The following is an 18045-nucleotide window of genomic DNA, read 5'->3' as shown; positions in this document are numbered from 1 at the left end:
GTGGAAATTATTAAAGAGGAGGTGAAGAAATTTATGAGTAGAAAAGTTTTAAGTATTTTAGTAATAACTTTAACTATTATAACTTTAGGAGTTATTATAAATATTCCGAAGGTAAATAAAGAAAAAATAAAATTGAAAAAAGAAAGTTTAGTACTTAATGAAAATAATAATTTCAATAAAGAAAAAGTAGAAAAAGCACCTTTAAACGAAGAAAAAGTAATTTTGCCAAGTAAAGAAAAAAGTAATATAGAAAAAGATAATTTTATTAAAAAAGATGAAAATAATAAAGTAGAAGAAAATGATAAAAAAGAATTAGAAATAAATAAAGATTCAAATAAAGTTAATGAATTTAAAAATAGTAGTTCAAAGGAAAAAAATAATTCCTTAAAAGAAAATAAAAAGGAAAATATAAAGCTTTTTAAAGTTGATAAGTACTCTATTCCAAGTAAGATAAGTAAGAAGGATAAATTTAAATTATTAAAATTATCTAAGGAGTTATCTATAGATGACTATAAAACTTTATTAAAGCACATAAAAAGAACAGATGAGTTAGAGGCAGCTATTGATATATTTAAAATACTTCAAGAGAAGCTATCCTATAAAGATTTTGAGTATGTAAAAGAATTATTAAATCCTTTTATAAATATATCGCTAATAGAAGAAAAAATATAAGTTAAAAAAGAAGTAAATTGGAGAAAAAAAGAGTAATTTAAAAATAAATTAACATAATATCTTTAAATGGCTTAAAATTGAGTTTGAAATAAAAAGCATAACAATATATACTAAGTCTTGTCGATTGGCGATGAGCCAAGAGATAGAAGTTAAAAATACGCTGGTGTGGCTCAATTGGCAGAGCAGCTGACTTGTAATCAGCAGGTTATCGGTTCAAGTCCGATCATCAGCTCCATAAGTGGTGGAATTCCCGAGTGGCCAAAGGGGGCAGACTGTAAATCTGTTGTCGGACGACTTCGAAGGTTCGAATCCTTCTTCCACCACCAATAAGGTCGCATAGCTCAGCTGGGAGAGCACCTGCCTTACAAGCAGGGGGTCACAGGTTCGATCCCTGTTGCGACCACCATTAAAAATAAAATAATAAATACGCTGGTGTGGCTCAATTGGCAGAGCAGCTGACTTGTAATCAGCAGGTTATCGGTTCAAGTCCGATCATCAGCTCCATAAGTGGTGGAATTCCCGAGTGGCCAAAGGGGGCAGACTGTAAATCTGTTGTCGGACGACTTCGAAGGTTCGAATCCTTCTTCCACCACCAATTAAAAAATAAAATATAAATATGCTGGTGTGGCTCAATTGGCAGAGCAGCTGACTTGTAATCAGCAGGTTATCGGTTCAAGTCCGATCATCAGCTCCAAATGTGGTGGAATTCCCGAGTGGCCAAAGGGGGCAGACTGTAAATCTGTTGTCGGACGACTTCGAAGGTTCGAATCCTTCTTCCACCACCAGCAAGAGACACTTAATTTAGTGTCTCTTTGTTAAAATAATATATTTAAAATAGAATATTTAGTATTTATATACTCTTATCCAGAGAGGTGGAGGGAAACAGGCCCTATGAAACCCGGCAACCAGTGAAATTCACTAAGGTGCCAATTCCGGTAAAGAAATTCTTTACAAGATGAGAGAAGATAAATTTAGTGTATAACTAAAATCTCTTCTTAAGTCTTTAAGAAGAGATTTTTTTATTAAAATCATTTTAAAGGCGCGCATTAAGATGATTTTAATAAACAAAAAATATATTATTTTAAGTCGTGGGAAGATAATAAATATTACTTGTTGAATATATAGGGTTGGATAAATAAAAAATGAAAGGGGTGAATTAGCTATCTTAATATAAGTGTAAGATAGCCTAAATCATGAGAAGATTATTTACATCAGAATCAGTTACTGAAGGACATCCAGATAAAATTTGTGACCAAATTTCAGATGCAGTTTTAGATGCTATATTTGAAAAAGATCCAAATGCAAGAGTTGCTTGTGAAACAGCTGTTACTACAGGATTAGTAGTTGTAATGGGAGAAATAACAACAAACTGTTATGTTGATATTCCTAAAATAGCTAGAGAAACTATAAAAAATATAGGATATGATAGAGCTAAATATGGATTTGACTGTGAAACTTGTTCAGTTATGACTACAATAGATGAGCAATCATCAGATATCGCTATGGGTGTTGATGAAGCTTTAGAATCAAGAGCAGGAGAAAAAATTGATATAGATGCAGTAGGTGCAGGAGACCAAGGAATGATGTTTGGTTTTGCTACTAATGAAACTGAAGAATTTATGCCAGCACCAATAGCTATGGCTCATAGATTATCAAGAAGATTAACAGAGGTAAGAAAGAACGGAACTTTACCTTACTTAAGACCAGATGGAAAAACTCAAGTTACTGTTGAGTATGAAGATGACAAACCAGTTAGAATAGATGCAATAGTAATTTCAACACAACATGGTCCTGAGGTTTCTCAAGAGCAAATACAAGCTGATTTAATGGAGCATGTTATAAAAGCTGTTATACCAGCAGAATTATTAGATGAAAATACTAAATACTATATAAATCCAACTGGAAGATTCGTTATAGGCGGACCTCAAGGAGATGCTGGATTAACAGGAAGAAAAATAATTGTTGACACTTATGGTGGATATGGAAGACACGGTGGTGGTGCTTTCTCAGGAAAAGATCCAACTAAGGTTGATAGATCAGCTGCATATGCTGCTAGATGGGTAGCTAAAAACTTAGTTGCTGCAGGTGTTGCAGATAAATTAGAAGTTCAAGTTGCTTATGCTATAGGTGTTGCTAAACCAGTATCAATAATAGTAGATACTTTCGGAACAGGAAAAATTTCTGACGAAAAAATAGTTGATATAATAAATAAGGTATTTGACTTAAGACCAGGTGCTATAATAAGAGACTTAGACTTAAGAAGACCTATATACAAACAAACAGCTGCTTATGGACACTTTGGAAGAACAGATTTAGACCTTCCATGGGAAAACTTAAATAAAGTTGAAGAAATAAAAAAATATCTTTAATATAAAAAAGCTTAGGATTTTTCCTAAGCTTTTTTATATATTATTTATAAGTTCATAAAATTAATTTTGTAATATAATAAATTTTTTAAGCTTTATGAACTATTTTTCCATTAACTATTACGTATTTTATATCTATATTTTCATCAAAAAGAATTAAGTCAGCATCATAACCTTCCTTAATTAAACCTTTTCTATCGTCTACTTTACAATGTCTTGCACCATTATAAGTAGCCATTTTTATAACCTCATTAAGTGGATAATTAGTATTTAAAAATACATTTTTAACTGCAACATCTAATGTTAAAATTGAACCTGCTAAAGAACCACTTAATAATCTTGCAGCACCATTTTTAACTTCAACATCTTGACCACCTAATGTATACATTCCATCAGGCATACAACAAGCCATCATAGCATCAGTTATTAATAGAACTTTATCTGTTCCCTTTTGTTTATATGCAACTCTTAAACTTGGATATGCTATATGAATACCATCAGATATTGTTTCAGTAGTTATTTCACTATCAAAAACTGCACCTACAACTCCAGGTTCTCTATGAGTAAATGGAGTCATTGCATTAAAAAGGTGCGTAGCATGAGAACAACCACATTTTATTCCTTCCATAGCTTCTTCATAAGTTGCCTTTGTGTGTCCCATAGAAACTACTATACCTTTTTTGCTTAAAAATTTAGTAAGGTCTTTAGCACCATCTACTTCAGGAGCAAGAGTTATTGATACAACATCCTCTTCATGTTCTCCAACTAATTTATAAAAGTTTTCTTCAGTTGGAGGTATTAAAAATTCAGGATTTTGAGCACCTATGGCTCCAGGACTTATAAATGGACCTTCTAAGTGAGCACCTAAAACATTAGCACCTTCAGTTCCTTCAGTTTTTGCTTTATGAATTGCTTTCATTGATTTACATACATCTTCAGCAGCTACAGTCATAGTTGTTGGTAAAAATGAAGTTGTACCATGCTTAACTATAACTTTTGAGATTTCATTTATGGCTTCATAAGTTCCATCCATGGTATCATGCCCACCAGCACCATGTATATGAACATCTATAAATCCAGGAGATAGATACAATCCTTGTCCATCTATAACTTCACAATCACATTCATTTTTAGGATTTATATCTTTAATTTTTCCATTTTCTATAAGTATATTTCCTTTTTCAATCTTATCTAAATATACTATATTACAGTTTTTTATTAACATACGAATCACCTTCCTCATAATAATCTTAAAATTTTAATTTAAGTAAGTCAACATAATAAGGCTTATGATTTAAATTAAATAATTGTGATATAATTAGTAGTAAATATTAAAGAAAAAACCTTTTAGGAGGTAATATGGAAGTACTAAATGGAATAGTTGAGAGTATAGTATTTAATAGTGCAGATACTGGTTATACAGTAATAAAATTTAGAGAAAATAATATTAATCATACAGTTGTTGGAGTTTTGCCTCATGTAAAGGAAGGTCAAACTTTAAAGTTAAAAGGAAGTTGGGTTAATCATTCTAATTTTGGAAAACAATTTAAGGTGGAAGAGTGTGAAGAAATATTACCAACTTCAAAAGAAGGAATAGAAAAATATTTAGCTTCTGGAATAATACAAGGTATTGGGCCTGTTACAGCAAAAAAAATTGTAAATAAATTTGGAGAAGATACTCTTGATATTTTAGATAATAATATAGAAAGATTAAAAGAAATAGAAGGTATAGGAAAGAAAAAATTAGAAACTATAATTGATTCATATAAAGAACAAAGAGAATTAAAAAATATAACTATATTTTTGCAAACTCATGGATTAAGTGTAAATCAATGTTTGAAAATATATAAAAAGTATGGAGCAAACTCAGTAGAAACAGTAAAAAATAATCCATACATACTCTGTGATGAAATTTCAGGAATAGGGTTTAAAACTTCAGATAAAATTGCTAGAAGTTTAGGAATAGAAATTGATTCTCCCTTTAGAATTCAAAGTGGAATAAGATATGTAATAAATGATTTTTGTGCTAATGGTCATACATTTATGCCAAAGGATAAACTTATTAAAGAGGCTAGTAATGTACTTACCGTAAGTTATGATGTAATAGAAGAAAATATTAAAAATGCTGCTTTAGATAGAAAAATAAAACTAGAAAAAATTAATGATAAAGAAGGTGTTTTTACAATACCTAATTATTATTGTGAGCTTGGAATAACTAACAGAATTTTAACCTTAGCTATAAGTAATTTTCAAGATGTAAATGTAGATGTAAATCACTTAATACTTCAATTTGAAAAGAAAAATAATATAACTTTTGCTAAATCACAAAAAGATGCTATAATAAGTGCTTTTCAAAATGGTATAGAAATAATAACAGGTGGTCCTGGTACAGGAAAAACAACAATAATAAAATGTATAATTGAAATTTTTGAAACCTGTGGAATGAAGGTTCTTTTGGGAGCTCCTACAGGAAGAGCTGCTAAAAGAATGAGTGAATCAACAGGTAAAGAGGCAACAACAATACATAGAATGCTTGATATGGGGGTTTTTGAAAAGGAAGAAAGTGTTTTTATAACTAATACAGAAGATAATTCCTTAGAGGCAGATGTTGTTATAATAGATGAGGCATCAATGATTGATATAACTTTAATGAATGCACTTCTTAAGGCAATTAAAGTTGGAACTAGACTTATTATAGTTGGAGATGTAGACCAGCTCCCATCAGTAGGTGCAGGAAATGTATTAAAAGATTTTATAGAAAGTGGCTTTACAAAGGTTGTACGTTTAAAAGAAATATTTAGGCAGGGAAAAGAGAGTATGATTGTAATAAATGCCCATAAAATAAATCAGGGAGAAATGCCTAAATTAAATGAAAAGGGAACAGATTTTTTCTTTATAAGAAATGACTTTCAAGATGGTATATTAAACACTATTGTAGATTTAATAAATACTAGATTACCTAAGTTTAATCCAAAGTGGGATAAATTAAAAAGTATACAGGTTTTAGTTCCTATGAAGAAGGGAATATTAGGAGTTACAAATTTAAATGAGAAACTTCAAAGTGTATTAAATCCAAAGGCACCTTATAAAAAAGAAAAAGAATTTAGAAGTGTTATATTTAGAGAGGGCGATAAGGTTATGCAAATTAAAAATAACTACTCTTTAAAATGGACTAGAATAGCAGGAAAAGGTGAGCATGAAGGTGTTGGCGTATTTAATGGAGATATGGGATTTATAAAAAGCATAGACCTAGAGGGAAAGAAATTATCTATAATTTTTGATGATGAGAGAGAAGTTGTTTATGATTTTATGTATTTAGATGAATTAGATTTAGCTTATGCAATTACAATACATAAAAGTCAAGGAAGTGAATTTAAGGTCGTTATAATTCCAGCATATATGGGAGCACCCTTACTTATGAATAGGAATTTATTATATACAGGGATAACTAGAGCAAAAGAATTAGTGGTTGTAGTTGGAGTTCCAAAGGCTTTAAAATATATGGTTGATAATAATAGGAGTATGGAGAGATATTCTTCTCTTAATTGGAGGATAAGAGAAGTTATATCTAATGAGGTTTTTGAAAAAGAATAAAATAGGAGGAATTTCACTTGGGGTTATATGAAAATAACTTAAAAGAGGAGAATAAATATAATAGTTTATTAAAAAAGTGGTACTTTAAAAAAGAAGAAATATTTATAAATTTTATATGTGAGCCCTATGAAGATATAAATTTTCTTAAGGATTTTATTTATTATTGTTTAAAAAATAGTGATAAAGTTTTATATGTAGGAAAAAATAAAAAATCTTTTAATAGTGAAAAGATAAAAGCATCAAATTTTTATTTTGTAAATTTTAGAGATATTTTTAACTTGAAAGAAAATTTTGATTTAGTAATTTATGATGACATAAGCTCTTATTCAAGTAAGACTTCTCTTCAATGTACTGAGGACTTGATGTATTTAAAAAGGTTTTGTAAAAAAATAATAATATGTTCAGTTTTTAAGATATTTAATAATATAAAGCACATAGAAGTTTTTAATAATAGAAAAGAACATTTTTTAGAACCTAGAGTTATAACAACTAGATATAACTTAGAATCATCTATGCCTTATAATTTATACGATTATATAGAATGGTTTATAAAAGAAAAAAGATTATTAGTTATAGATTTTCCTAATAAATTAAATTTAGATAAAATATATGATTATTATACTTATGATTTAAATTTGAAAAATAAGGTTAAAATAATAAAAGAAGATAAGAGAAATACCTTTTTTTATGCATTAAAGGAAAGCAAGTTAAGAAAGGAAGGGATAATATTTATGACAGATTCCCTTTCTAAATATTTTGATTTTTTATCAGACTGTGATGTACTTATATATTCTTTTGCACATGACTGTATAGATTATAAGAAAATAATATTTGCTTGTGGTGCTTTATGTAAAGAAAACAATAACAATAAAGAGGTTTTAATTCTTACTAATTGCGAAGAGGAAAATATAGAATTGGCTAGGAGGATAGCTAGAAGTTTTAATAAAACCTTATGGAGAGAATCAAAAAAAGTATAAATCATTTATTTAAATGTCTTTTAGAAGTAATTTATCCAAGAGAAGAAAAATGTTATATTTGCAATAATTATAGAGAAGATATTATTTGCAATAATTGTTTTAATAAAATACAAAGGATAGATGAAATTTTTAATATTGAGGAATGTAATCTTTTGGTTTGTTCTTATTATTCATATTCAGTAAAAGATTTAATATTAAGATTAAAGTATAAGGGAGATTTTAATGCTGGTGAAATATTAGTTCTTTTATTAGAGGAAAGAGTTAAAAAGGAAAAGCTTAATTTAGATTATATAACTTTTGTTCCTTCTTCTAAGAACTCACTTAAAAAAAGAGGGTTTAATCAATGTGAATATCTATCTAGAAAATTAGGTGAAAGATTAAATTTAAAGGTAATAAATATATTAAATAAGAAAAATAGGGTTAAAGAACAAAAAACTTTATCTAAAGCTGAAAGAGAAAAAAATATTATAGGTGCTTTTAAATTAAATAGAAAAGCTAAAGAATTAGAAGGAAAAAATATTTTACTAATAGATGACGTTATTACAACAGGTTCTACCTTGAAGGCCTGTGTTTTAGAACTTAAAAAAATAAGGAATATTAAAATTTTTTTATTGACTATTGCTAAAAGTAATATATAATATTAATGTAGCTAGGTTTGTGGTTGAAAGTCGATGCCAGTCGCAGGCGAAACGATCCACGTAAGTTAAACAAAGTTTTAATGAGCATGGTGCGGCTTAGAAGTAAGACCTACCAGTTAATAAAAACTGAGAGGGTTAGTAGTGAGAGGTTAATTCCGGGTAGCGAAATCTCCAGTAGGCGAGTGTGGGGTCAAAGACCAGGTCAACTAGCTATAAAAAGGAACCATATATTTATGGTTCCTTTTTATGTTTTGTCAAGTTTAACATCTTATAAATAAATTAAGTAAAGGGAAGATTTAACTAGACATACTAAACTGACATAATGAGAAATAAGATTATTAAAAGTAATTAAAGGTTGTATAAAATACATTAAGATAGTAAAATTATAATATAATATTTAAACCTTTACATTATTAAGGTTACTTGTTTTTTGAAAGGGGCTGACTATATGAAAGTAACAGTATATGCTAAAAATATAGAGTTAACAAATGCTTTAAAGGATTGTGTAGAAAAAAAGCTATCCAAATTGAGCAAGTATTTTGAACCAGGAGTTGAAGCAAAAGCCACTTTAAGCGTAGAAAAGAATAAACAAATAATAGAAGTTATGATTCCTTTTAATGGAATATTATTAAGAGGAGAAGAGTCTACAGATGATATGTATAAATCTATAGACTTAGTTGAAGAAAAAATAGAAAGACAAATAAGAAAACAAAAAACTAGATTATCAAAGAAAAATAGATATGATTCTTTAAGATTTGCTCATATAGAGCCAATTGAAGAAAATAAAGGAGAAAAGGAAGCAAAAATAGTTAAGACTAAAAGATTTGATGTTAAGCCAATGGGGGCTGAAGAAGCTGTGCTTCAAATGGAACTTATAGGACATGACTTCTTTGTATTCCAAGACCCAGATACAAATCAATTAAATGTGGTTTATAAAAGAAAAGATGGAAATTATGGTTTAATTGAACCAGGTTTAGATGAAGAATAGTTTATGAATATAAAAAAGATGCAGGTATTTTTTACCTGCATCTTTAATTTTTTTTATAAAAGCTTTATCTAAATTATTACATTTATTGAAAATAGGTTATTATAAATGGTATAATCTAATGAGAATTATTTTAAATATTTTTATAAAAATTAAGAATAAATTGTATATGTGTTATAATTATATAATTAATTAGAATATTAAGCATATAAGAAATTAGAATTGAGGGATATTATAATGGGATTGTTTGATAAAATATTTGGAAGTTATAGCGATAGAGAAGTTAAAAGAATAACACCTATTGTAGACAAAATAGATTCATTAGAGCCTGAATTTGAAAAATTATCAGATGATGAGTTAAAGCAAAAAACCTTTGAATTTAAAGAAAGATTCTCAAAAGGTGAAAGCTTAGATGATATGCTTCCTGAAGCTTTTGCAGTTTGTAGAGAGGCTTCAAAGAGAGTTTTAGGAATGAGGCATTATAGAGAGCAGTTAATTGGTGGTACTGTATTACATCAAGGTAGAATAGCTGAAATGAAAACAGGGGAAGGTAAAACATTAGTTGCTACTTTACCAGTTTATTTAAATGCTATAGAAGGAAAAGGTGTTCATGTAATAACAGTTAACGATTATCTTGCAACAAGAGATAAGGAGCAAATGAGTCAATTATATGGATTTTTAGGTTTAACAACTGGCGTTATAGTACATGGTTTAACAAATGATCAAAGAAGAGAAGCTTATAATGCAGATATAACTTATGGAACAAATAATGAGTTTGGATTTGATTATTTAAGAGATAACATGGTTATTTATAAAGAAGAAAGAGTTCAAAGACCATTAAATTACTGTATAGTAGACGAGGTTGACTCAATTCTTATAGATGAGGCAAGAACCCCTCTTATAATTTCAGGAGCTGGAAGTAAGTCAACAGACTTCTATAAAATCGCTGATTTCTTTGTAAAGAAATTAAGAGAAGGAGAAGACTATACAATAGATGAAAAGGCTCATGCAGCAATGCTTACTGATAAAGGGGTTGCAGAAGCAGAAAAAGCTTTTGGAGTAGAAAACTATGCAGATGCTAACAATATGGAGTTACAACACCATATTACTCAAGCTTTAAAAGCTAACTATGTAATGAAGAGAGATAAAGATTACATGGTTAAAGATGATGAAATAGCTATAGTTGATGAATTTACAGGAAGACTTATGGAAGGTAGAAGATATTCAGATGGTCTTCATCAAGCTATTGAAGCTAAAGAAGGTGTTAAAGTTCAAAGAGAATCTAAAACTTTAGCAACTATAACTTTCCAAAATTATTTTAGAATGTATAATAAATTAGCAGGAATGACAGGTACTGCTATTACTGAAGAAAACGAGTTTAGAGAAATCTATGGATTAGATGTTGTTGTTATACCAACACATAGACCAATACAAAGGCAAGACCATTCAGACTTAGTATTTAAAACTGCTAAAGGAAAGTATGATGCTATAGTAGATGAGATAATAGAAACTCATAAAACAGGTCAACCAGTTTTAGTTGGTACAACAAGTATTGAAAAATCAGAATATCTTTCATCTTTATTAAAGAAAAAAGGTGTTCCGCATAAAGTTTTAAATGCTAGATATCATGAGCAAGAAGCTGAAATCATATCTCATGCAGGAGAATTAGGTAACATAACAATTGCAACTAATATGGCAGGTAGAGGTACTGATATTAAGCTTGGTGAAGGTGCTTTAGATGTTGGTGGTTTAAAGATAATTGGTACTGAAAGACATGAATCAAGAAGAATAGACAATCAGTTAAGAGGACGTTCAGGTCGTCAAGGAGATAAAGGAGATTCAAGATTCTATATCTCACTAGAAGATGACTTAATGAGAGTATTTGGTTCAGAAAAACTTCAATCTGTTGTTGATAAATTAGGCTTAGAAGATACTGAAGCTATAGAAAGTAAAATGGTTACTAAATCTATAGAAAATGCTCAAAAGAAGGTAGAAGGTAATAACTTTGATATAAGAAAAACATTATTAGGTTATGATGATGTTATGAATAAACAAAGGGAAGTTATTTATAAGCAAAGATCTCAAGTTTTAGAAGGTGAAAACTTAGAAGATAGTGTTCAATCAATGATTGAGGATGTAATAACTAATGCAGTTGAAACTCATTTAGGAAATGTTGAGGATGATGAGTTTGAAAAAGAACTTGGAGATTTAATTAAGTACTTAGAAGATATAATGTTTCCTCATGGAATGTTCACAGTAGAAGAATTAAAATCCTGTTCAAATGAAGAAATAACTAGAAAATTTATAGAGGGTGCTAGAAAACTTTATAAAGAAAAAGAAGAATCTATTGGCTCAGAACAAATGAGAGAAATTGAAAGAGTTATCATCTTAAAAGTTGTTGATACTAAGTGGATGGATCACATAGATGATATGGACCATTTAAAACAAGGTATTGGATTAAGAGCTTATAAACAACAAGACCCAACTCAAGCTTATCAAATGGAAGGTAGTGCTATGTTTGATGAAATGATAAATAACATCAAAATAGATACAGTAAAATATTTATTCCATGTAAAAGTAGAAGAGAATAAGCCACAAAGAGAAAGAGTTGCTAAGGAAACTGGAGTAAGTCATGGTGATTCTAAAGATGTTAAGAAAAAACCTGTTAAAAAAGAAGCAAAAGTAGGAAGAAATGATTTATGTCCTTGTGGAAGTGGTAAAAAATATAAATCATGTTGTGGAAGAGAAGTAGTTTAATAAAAAAAGTCTTTGTATTTTAAATACAAAGACTTTTTTATTTAAAAATTTTATAGTGTTTAGTTTATAAAGTTTGAATTTAAAAACTTCTTTAAATTAGATTATATTGTTTTAAATACTTATAAAATGATATACTTTATAATGTGAAAATAATTAGCGTTAGGGGTGAAGTTTTTATGGTTATGGAACTTGAAAATCAATTATCTAAGTTAAATGATATAAAAAATAATTTAAAAGAAATGGGGGCTTCACTTTGACTTAGCATCTTTAGAGAAAAAAAGTGCAGAGTTAGAGCTTAAAATGCAGGAAACTGGATTTTGGGATGATACTAAAAGAGCTCAAGAAGTAACCCAAGAGGCAAAGAGGATAAAAGATAAAATTGATAAATTTAACAGTTTAAATGAAAGAGTAGAGGATATAGAAGTTTTAAAAGAACTTATGGAAGAAAATGACGAAGAAACAGCTAAAGAGATTATAAGTGAAGTTAAGGCCTTAAATAAAGAAGTAGAGGCTTTAAAAGTGGAAACAATTCTTTCTGGTGAATATGATAGAAATGATGCTATATTAACTCTTCATACAGGAGTTGGTGGAAGTGATGCTAACGATTGGACAGAGATGCTTCTTAGAATGTATACAAGATGGTGTGAAAAGAAGGGTTACTCCTTAGAAACTATTGATTATTTACCTGGAGATGAAGCGGGAGTAAAGAGTGTTACTTTAAAAGTTAAAGGTGAATTTGCCTATGGATATTTAAAGGCAGAAAAGGGAATTCATAGGTTGGTTAGAATTTCTCCTTTTAATGCTAATGGTAAAAGACAAACTTCCTTTGCTTCTGTAGAAGTTTTACCAGAATTAACTTCAGAGCAGGATATAGAAATAAATCCAGTTGATTTAAGAATAGATACTTATAGAGCAGGTGGAGCAGGAGGACAACATGTAAATAAAACTGAATCAGCAGTTAGAATTACTCATATTCCAACAGGAATAGTTGTTCAATGTCAAAATGAAAGAAGTCAATTTTCTAATAGAGATACTGCTATGTCAATGTTAAAATCTAAACTTATAGAACTAAAAGAAAGAGCTCATAAGGAAAAAATAGAGGATTTAACAGGTGAATTAAAAGATATGGGATGGGGAAGTCAAATAAGAAGTTATGTTTTTCATCCATATTCAATGGTTAAAGACCATAGAACAAATGTGGAAACCTCTAATGTAAGTGCTGTAATGGATGGAGATATAGATAATTTTATAATTGCCTATTTAAATTCATAAAACATATAATATAAAATTTATAAATAGAATTAATTAGAACTTAATAATAAATTTTAAATCCTAAGCTATTATAAATAAATATATACTAGCTTAGGATTTTATTTATATAAATTATATTTATAAATTTTTTTGTTTAAAATTTTAACTTTAGTACTATACAAGACATAGCACATAATATTAAAAGAATAAGTATTTTATTATCTAATAAAAATAATCCAGAGGATTCATAGGCTAAATTAAATATTTCATTCCATACAACTGAAAAACTTCTACTTATAGCTGAATTACTAATATATTCTACTTTATCTTCAGGAGTATGTATTTTTGATAAATCTCCATCATTTATTGTTATAGCATCAAATCCTTCATCAATAAAACTTGCATGGTCTGAGGAATCTTTATTTTCTATAATATTTGGTATTTTCTTTTTATTACATATTTCACAAAGATTATCTAATAAATAACTATGAAAGCAAGAATCTTCTCCCGTCATAAATGTAAGAGGAATATTCTTATCGCTTCCAATCATATCAAAATTTATTACTTTAGCATTTTTTAATAATTCTTTATTTTCTCTTGCAAAATTTTTAGAGCCTAAAAGTCCAAATTCTTCTGCATTTAAGGAAACTATTATTATATCTCTTGAAGGTTTAGGTAAGGAGGCTAAAAATGAACTTAATTCAAGTAAAAATGAAGTTCCAGAAGCATTATCTAAAGCACCTCTGTAAATTTCACCAGAAATTCCTTCTCCCATATGGTCAAAGTGAGCTGTTAATACTAATGGATTTAAAAAAGGATTTTTTCCTTTTATTATTCCAGCTACATTATTAACAACTTTTTCTTGAACTTCATAGGGAATAAAACAGTCTATTTTATATCCTTTATTTAAATATTCTTCTAATTCTTTTATAATTTCAGGTCTTACTAATACATATAAATCGCAAGGAGTATTAAAATTAAATGAACTTCTAAAGTTAAAGGCTTCTATATTAGATGACAAAAAAACTATACTTTTATTAGAAATAGATGTTCCTTTAATTATGTTAGGATAAACTTTAAAAGGATTTTTATTATTAAAAGAAATATTATTTTCTCTAAAATTAATAAAGGCTTCTTTAAAATCAAGCCCATAAGTATAAGCTTTTATTATATTATTGTTTTTATCATATATATTTAAATAAGGTTTTCCATCAATTAATACTGGAGTTTTTACAGAAAAGTCATGTAGGTAACTTGAATTAAATTTTTCAATCTTTGAATTAATATAAGAGTTTTTAATAAAATCTTCAGCTAAATAATTTCCTTTATTTCCACAAAGTCTTCCTTCTAATTTGTCAGAGGTTAAATATTCTATATTTTTTAAAACATTATTTATTTCAAAAGGTTCAACCTTATTTTTAAAAGTTATAGAGAATTGTATAAGTAAAATAAATGTGCATAAAAGTATATTTATTATAGATATATATAATTTTTTCATATTATCCTCCAGAAATAATTAGGTTATAATTAAGAGTATGAGATGTAAATTATGTTTATTCAAAAAAACAATAATATTTAAAATTCGTAAGTAAAACACAGGAGGATTTATGGAGAATATAAGCAATATTTTATCAAAGGAACTCAATATTTCATTAAGACAGGTTAAAAATGTCATAGATATGTTAGAAGAGGGAAACACAGTACCTTTCATAGCTAGATATAGAAAAGAGAGAACTGGTGGATTAACAGACGAAGTTTTAAGAAATTTAAATGAGAGATTAATTTATTTAAAGAATTTAGAAGATAGAAAAAAAGATGTATTAAGACTAATAGATGAGCAGGAAAAATTAACTTCAGATTTAAAGAAGAAAATAGAAAATGCTATTACTTTAACTGAAGTTGAGGACATATATAGACCTTTTAAAGCTAAAAAAAGAACAAGAGCTACTATAGCTATTGAAAAAGGATTAAAGCCTTTAGCTGAAGTTATTTTAAAAGGTGATTTTAATGGAGATATATTAAAAGAAGCTAAAAAATATATAAATGAAGAAAAAAATGTGAAAAATGAAGAAGAAGTTTTACAGGGGGCTATGGATATTATTAGTGAAATAATATCTGATAATGCTGAGTACAGAAAGTGGATTAGAAATTTTGTTAATAAACATGGAATAGTTAAAACTAAGGGAAATTGTGAAGAAAAAACACCTTATGAAATGTATTATGATTATAGTGAACCTGTTAAATATATTCCTCCTCATAGAATATTAGCTATAAATAGAGGAGAAAAGGAAAAAGTTCTTTCAGTAAAGGTAATTTGTAATGAGGATAGTATTATAGATTATTTAGATAAAAAGATTTTAAAGGGAAATAAAATAACTGATAAGTATTTAAAAGATAGTATAAAGGACTCTCTTAAAAGGTTAATATATCCTTCAATAGAAAGAGAAGTAAGGGGAGAGTTAACAAATAAGGGAGAAGAAGGTGCTATAAAAATTTTTAAAGCTAATTTGAAAGCACTTTTAATGCAATCTCCTATAAAGGGAAAAGTTGTTATGGGTTTTGATCCAGGCTTTGTAACAGGGTGTAAAGTTGCTATTTTAGATGAAACAGGAAAGTTTCTTGAAAATGTTACAGTTTATCCTACAAGTCCTAAAAGTGAAGTTTCAACAACTATAAAAACTCTTAAAGATTTAATAAATAAATATAAAGTTGAAGTTATTTCTTTAGGAAATGGAACAGCATCAAGAGAATCAGAGGAAGTAATTGCAAGAATGATTAAGGAAATAAAGGAGGAAACAGGAAGAGAGGTATTTTATGTTATAGTTTCAGAGGCAGGTGCATCAGTTTATTCAGCTTCTGAGATTGCAAATAAAGAATATCCTAATTTAGATGTAACAGTAAGAGGAGCAATTTCTATAGGAAGAAGGCTTCAAGACCCATTAGCAGAACTTGTTAAAATAGATACTAAATCTTTAGGTGTTGGTCAATATCAACATGATGTAAATAAGAAAAAACTTGATGAATCTTTAAAGGGAGTAGTGGAGGATTGTGTTAATAATGTTGGAGTAGATTTAAATATAGCAACACCGGCTTTATTAAGTTATATTTCAGGAATAAATTCTTCCATTGCTAAAAATATTGTTGAATATAGAGAGGAAAATGGAAAATTTAAAAATAGAAAAGAACTTTTAAAAGTTAAAAGATTAGGACAAAAAGCTTATGAACAATGTGCAGGATTTTTAAGAGTTATGGAAAGTGATGAAGCTTTAGATAATACTTCAGTTCATCCTGAATCCTATGATGTTGCTAAAAAATTGATTAAAGTTTTAGGATATACAGAAAATGATTTAAAAGAAGGTAATTTATTAAATATAGATGAAAGAGTAAAATTAAAGGGCTTTTCTGATTTAGCAAGAGATTTAGAGGTTGGAGAGCCTACCCTTAGAGATATTATAGAGGAAATTAAAAAGCCTGGAAGGGATATAAGAGAAGATTTACCAAAGCCTATACTTAAGTCTGGAGTAATTGAAATGAAAGATTTAAAACCAGGCATGACTTTAATGGGAACTGTTAGAAATGTATCTGATTTTGGTGCCTTTATAGATATTGGAGTTCATCAAGATGGACTAGTTCATAAAAGTGAGATGTCAGATAAATATTTTAAACATCCCTGTGATATAGTTAAAGTAGGAGATATTGTTGAAGTTAGAATACTAAATGTTGATAGCGAAAGAAAGAGAATTTCATTATCAATGAAAAAGTAAGCTTAATAAAGAAATAAATATTAAATAGGTAATTTTAGCAGTTAAAAAGTTTTTATTATATTGAAATTAAAAGGAATAAGTGTTAAAATTATAACAAATAAATTAAAAATCTTCAGGGCGGGGTGAAAGTCCCCACCGGCGGTAAAGCCCGCGAGCTAATTTTAGCATGATTCGGTGAAATTCCGAGGCCGACAGTATAGTCTGGATGAAAGAAGATGAGTATTTAATGATTTAAATTCTGAATTTATATGCCCTGATATAATTACGTATATCAGGGCTTTTTAATTTAAAAAAAGTCATTAAAAACTTAAGTGCCTAAGAGGAGTTAACTTTTGGGAGGGAACAAAATGAAACCAAAAACCTTAAACACAAACAAATTTATTAAACTATCACTTTTATCTGCAATTGCAGTAATACTTATGTATATTGATTTCCCAGTAATACCTATATTTCCTTGGCTTAAAATTGATTTAAGTGATGTACCAGCTCTTATGGGTGCTTTTGCCTTTGGACCAGTAGCAGGAATAACTATAGAGCTTATGAAAAACTTATTAATTTTAATAGTAAAAGGAACTGGAACAGCTTTTGTTGGTGAGTTTGCAAACTTTTTAGTTGGTGTAGCTTTAGTATGGCCTGCAGCTATGTTATATAAGAAAAATAAAACTAAAAAAACTGCTATTTTAGGAATGATACTTGGAGTAATATGCATAGAAATAGTAGGAGTACTAGCAAATGTTTATTTATTACTTCCAGCTTACGGTATGGCTATGTCAAAGGCTGAATTAATGCAGTATGTAATAGTAGGATTAATTCCTTTTAATGGTATAAAAGCTATTTTAGTTTGTGGAATAACATATATTTTATATAAAAAGGTTTCTGTATCGATATTTAAGGTTGAGCCTATGTTAGATAGGCCAAAAGAAATGAAAGAAAATTTAGGTTAATATAAATAATTTTAAAACTTACAAATATATTTCTAGAAGATAAAATATAATTTTTATTTAAAACTTCTTTTAATATATTTGTAAGTTTTTTTATAAA

The 18045-nt window shown here is 28.3% G+C and carries 12 protein-coding genes, 7 tRNA genes and 2 riboswitches; of the genes, 17 read left to right on the top strand and 2 right to left on the bottom strand.

Going from position 1 to position 18045, the window contains the following annotated elements:
• The first annotated feature begins 33 nt into the window (after positions 1-33).
• The 9 genes from AC4FRL_RS06840 (at position 34) to metK (ending at position 3041) form a co-directional block, all read left to right on the top strand.
• Entirely contained in the window at positions 34-672 is a 639-nt protein-coding gene (locus AC4FRL_RS06840; protein ID WP_491139448.1) for a hypothetical protein, read from the top strand.
• 159 nt (positions 673-831) lie between these two features.
• Positions 832-907, top strand: a tRNA-Thr gene (locus AC4FRL_RS06835).
• A 5-nt stretch (positions 908-912) separates the two neighbouring features.
• Positions 913-998: transfer RNA gene (locus AC4FRL_RS06830), tRNA-Tyr, on the top strand.
• 4 nt (positions 999-1002) lie between these two features.
• Positions 1003-1078: transfer RNA gene (locus AC4FRL_RS06825), tRNA-Val, on the top strand.
• A gap of 22 nt (positions 1079-1100) precedes the next feature.
• Positions 1101-1176: transfer RNA gene (locus tag AC4FRL_RS06820), tRNA-Thr, on the top strand.
• Positions 1177-1181: 5 nt separating this feature from the next.
• Positions 1182-1267: transfer RNA gene (locus AC4FRL_RS06815), tRNA-Tyr, on the top strand.
• Positions 1268-1290: 23 nt separating this feature from the next.
• Positions 1291-1366, top strand: a tRNA-Thr gene (locus tag AC4FRL_RS06810).
• A gap of 5 nt (positions 1367-1371) precedes the next feature.
• Positions 1372-1457, top strand: a tRNA-Tyr gene (locus AC4FRL_RS06805).
• Between the two features lie 72 nt (positions 1458-1529).
• A riboswitch (SAM riboswitch) is annotated at positions 1530-1634 on the top strand.
• Positions 1635-1865: 231 nt separating this feature from the next.
• Entirely contained in the window at positions 1866-3041 is a 1176-nt protein-coding gene (gene metK / locus AC4FRL_RS06800) for a methionine adenosyltransferase (RefSeq protein WP_491139447.1), read from the top strand.
• Between the two features lie 85 nt (positions 3042-3126).
• On the opposite strand, the gene nagA is transcribed toward metK, so the two are convergent.
• The gene (gene nagA / locus AC4FRL_RS06795; RefSeq protein WP_491139446.1) at positions 3127-4263 is read right to left on the bottom strand and encodes an N-acetylglucosamine-6-phosphate deacetylase; all 1137 of its coding nucleotides are present in this window, start codon (positions 4261-4263) and stop codon (positions 3127-3129) included.
• Positions 4264-4397: 134 nt separating this feature from the next.
• Here nagA and recD2 point away from each other — a divergent pair, with 134 nt between their 5' ends.
• From recD2 to prfB, 6 genes are all read left to right on the top strand, one after another.
• Positions 4398-6632, top strand: a complete 2235-nt coding sequence (gene recD2, locus AC4FRL_RS06790; RefSeq protein ID WP_491139445.1) for an SF1B family DNA helicase RecD2 — start codon at positions 4398-4400, stop codon at positions 6630-6632.
• Between the two features lie 17 nt (positions 6633-6649).
• Positions 6650-7609 carry a hypothetical protein gene (locus tag AC4FRL_RS06785; RefSeq protein WP_491139444.1) on the top strand — a complete coding sequence of 320 codons (960 nt, stop codon included), beginning with the start codon at positions 6650-6652 and terminating at the stop codon, positions 7607-7609.
• Entirely contained in the window at positions 7585-8247 is a 663-nt protein-coding gene (locus tag AC4FRL_RS06780; RefSeq protein WP_491139443.1) for a ComF family protein, read from the top strand. Before AC4FRL_RS06785 ends, AC4FRL_RS06780 begins: the two co-directional genes overlap by 25 nt.
• 448 nt (positions 8248-8695) lie before the next feature.
• A complete protein-coding gene (hpf, locus tag AC4FRL_RS06775) occupies positions 8696-9235 on the top strand; it encodes a ribosome hibernation-promoting factor, HPF/YfiA family (protein ID WP_491139442.1) in 540 nt (179 codons plus the stop codon).
• Between the two features lie 234 nt (positions 9236-9469).
• A complete protein-coding gene (gene secA, locus AC4FRL_RS06770) occupies positions 9470-11989 on the top strand; it encodes a preprotein translocase subunit SecA (RefSeq protein WP_491139441.1) in 2520 nt (839 codons plus the stop codon).
• Between the two features lie 176 nt (positions 11990-12165).
• Positions 12166-13261 (top strand): peptide chain release factor 2 gene (gene prfB, locus AC4FRL_RS06765; protein ID WP_491139440.1). Its coding sequence is split into 2 segments (ribosomal slippage): positions 12166-12243 and positions 12245-13261, totalling 1095 coding nucleotides; the frame shifts between segments, so codons are not numbered across the junction.
• Positions 13262-13394: 133 nt separating this feature from the next.
• Here the strand turns inward: prfB and AC4FRL_RS06760 are convergent.
• A complete protein-coding gene (locus AC4FRL_RS06760; RefSeq protein ID WP_491139439.1) occupies positions 13395-14738 on the bottom strand; it encodes a M28 family metallopeptidase in 1344 nt (447 codons plus the stop codon).
• 109 nt (positions 14739-14847) lie between these two features.
• Here AC4FRL_RS06760 and tex point away from each other — a divergent pair, with 109 nt between their 5' ends.
• Both tex and AC4FRL_RS06750 read left to right on the top strand, forming a co-directional pair.
• The gene (gene tex / locus AC4FRL_RS06755; protein WP_491139438.1) at positions 14848-17004 is read left to right on the top strand and encodes an RNA-binding transcriptional accessory protein Tex; all 2157 of its coding nucleotides are present in this window, start codon (positions 14848-14850) and stop codon (positions 17002-17004) included.
• Positions 17005-17108: 104 nt separating this feature from the next.
• Positions 17109-17225: riboswitch (FMN riboswitch) on the top strand.
• Positions 17226-17351: 126 nt separating this feature from the next.
• Positions 17352-17948, top strand: a complete 597-nt coding sequence (locus tag AC4FRL_RS06750) for an ECF transporter S component (RefSeq protein WP_491139437.1) — start codon at positions 17352-17354, stop codon at positions 17946-17948.
• Positions 17949-18045 lie beyond the last annotated feature (97 nt).

This window comes from Clostridium sp. TJA032 (assembly GCF_058310275.1).
The sequence above is the reverse complement of the archived record's forward strand: the minus strand, read 5'-3'. Positions and strand labels throughout refer to the sequence as shown.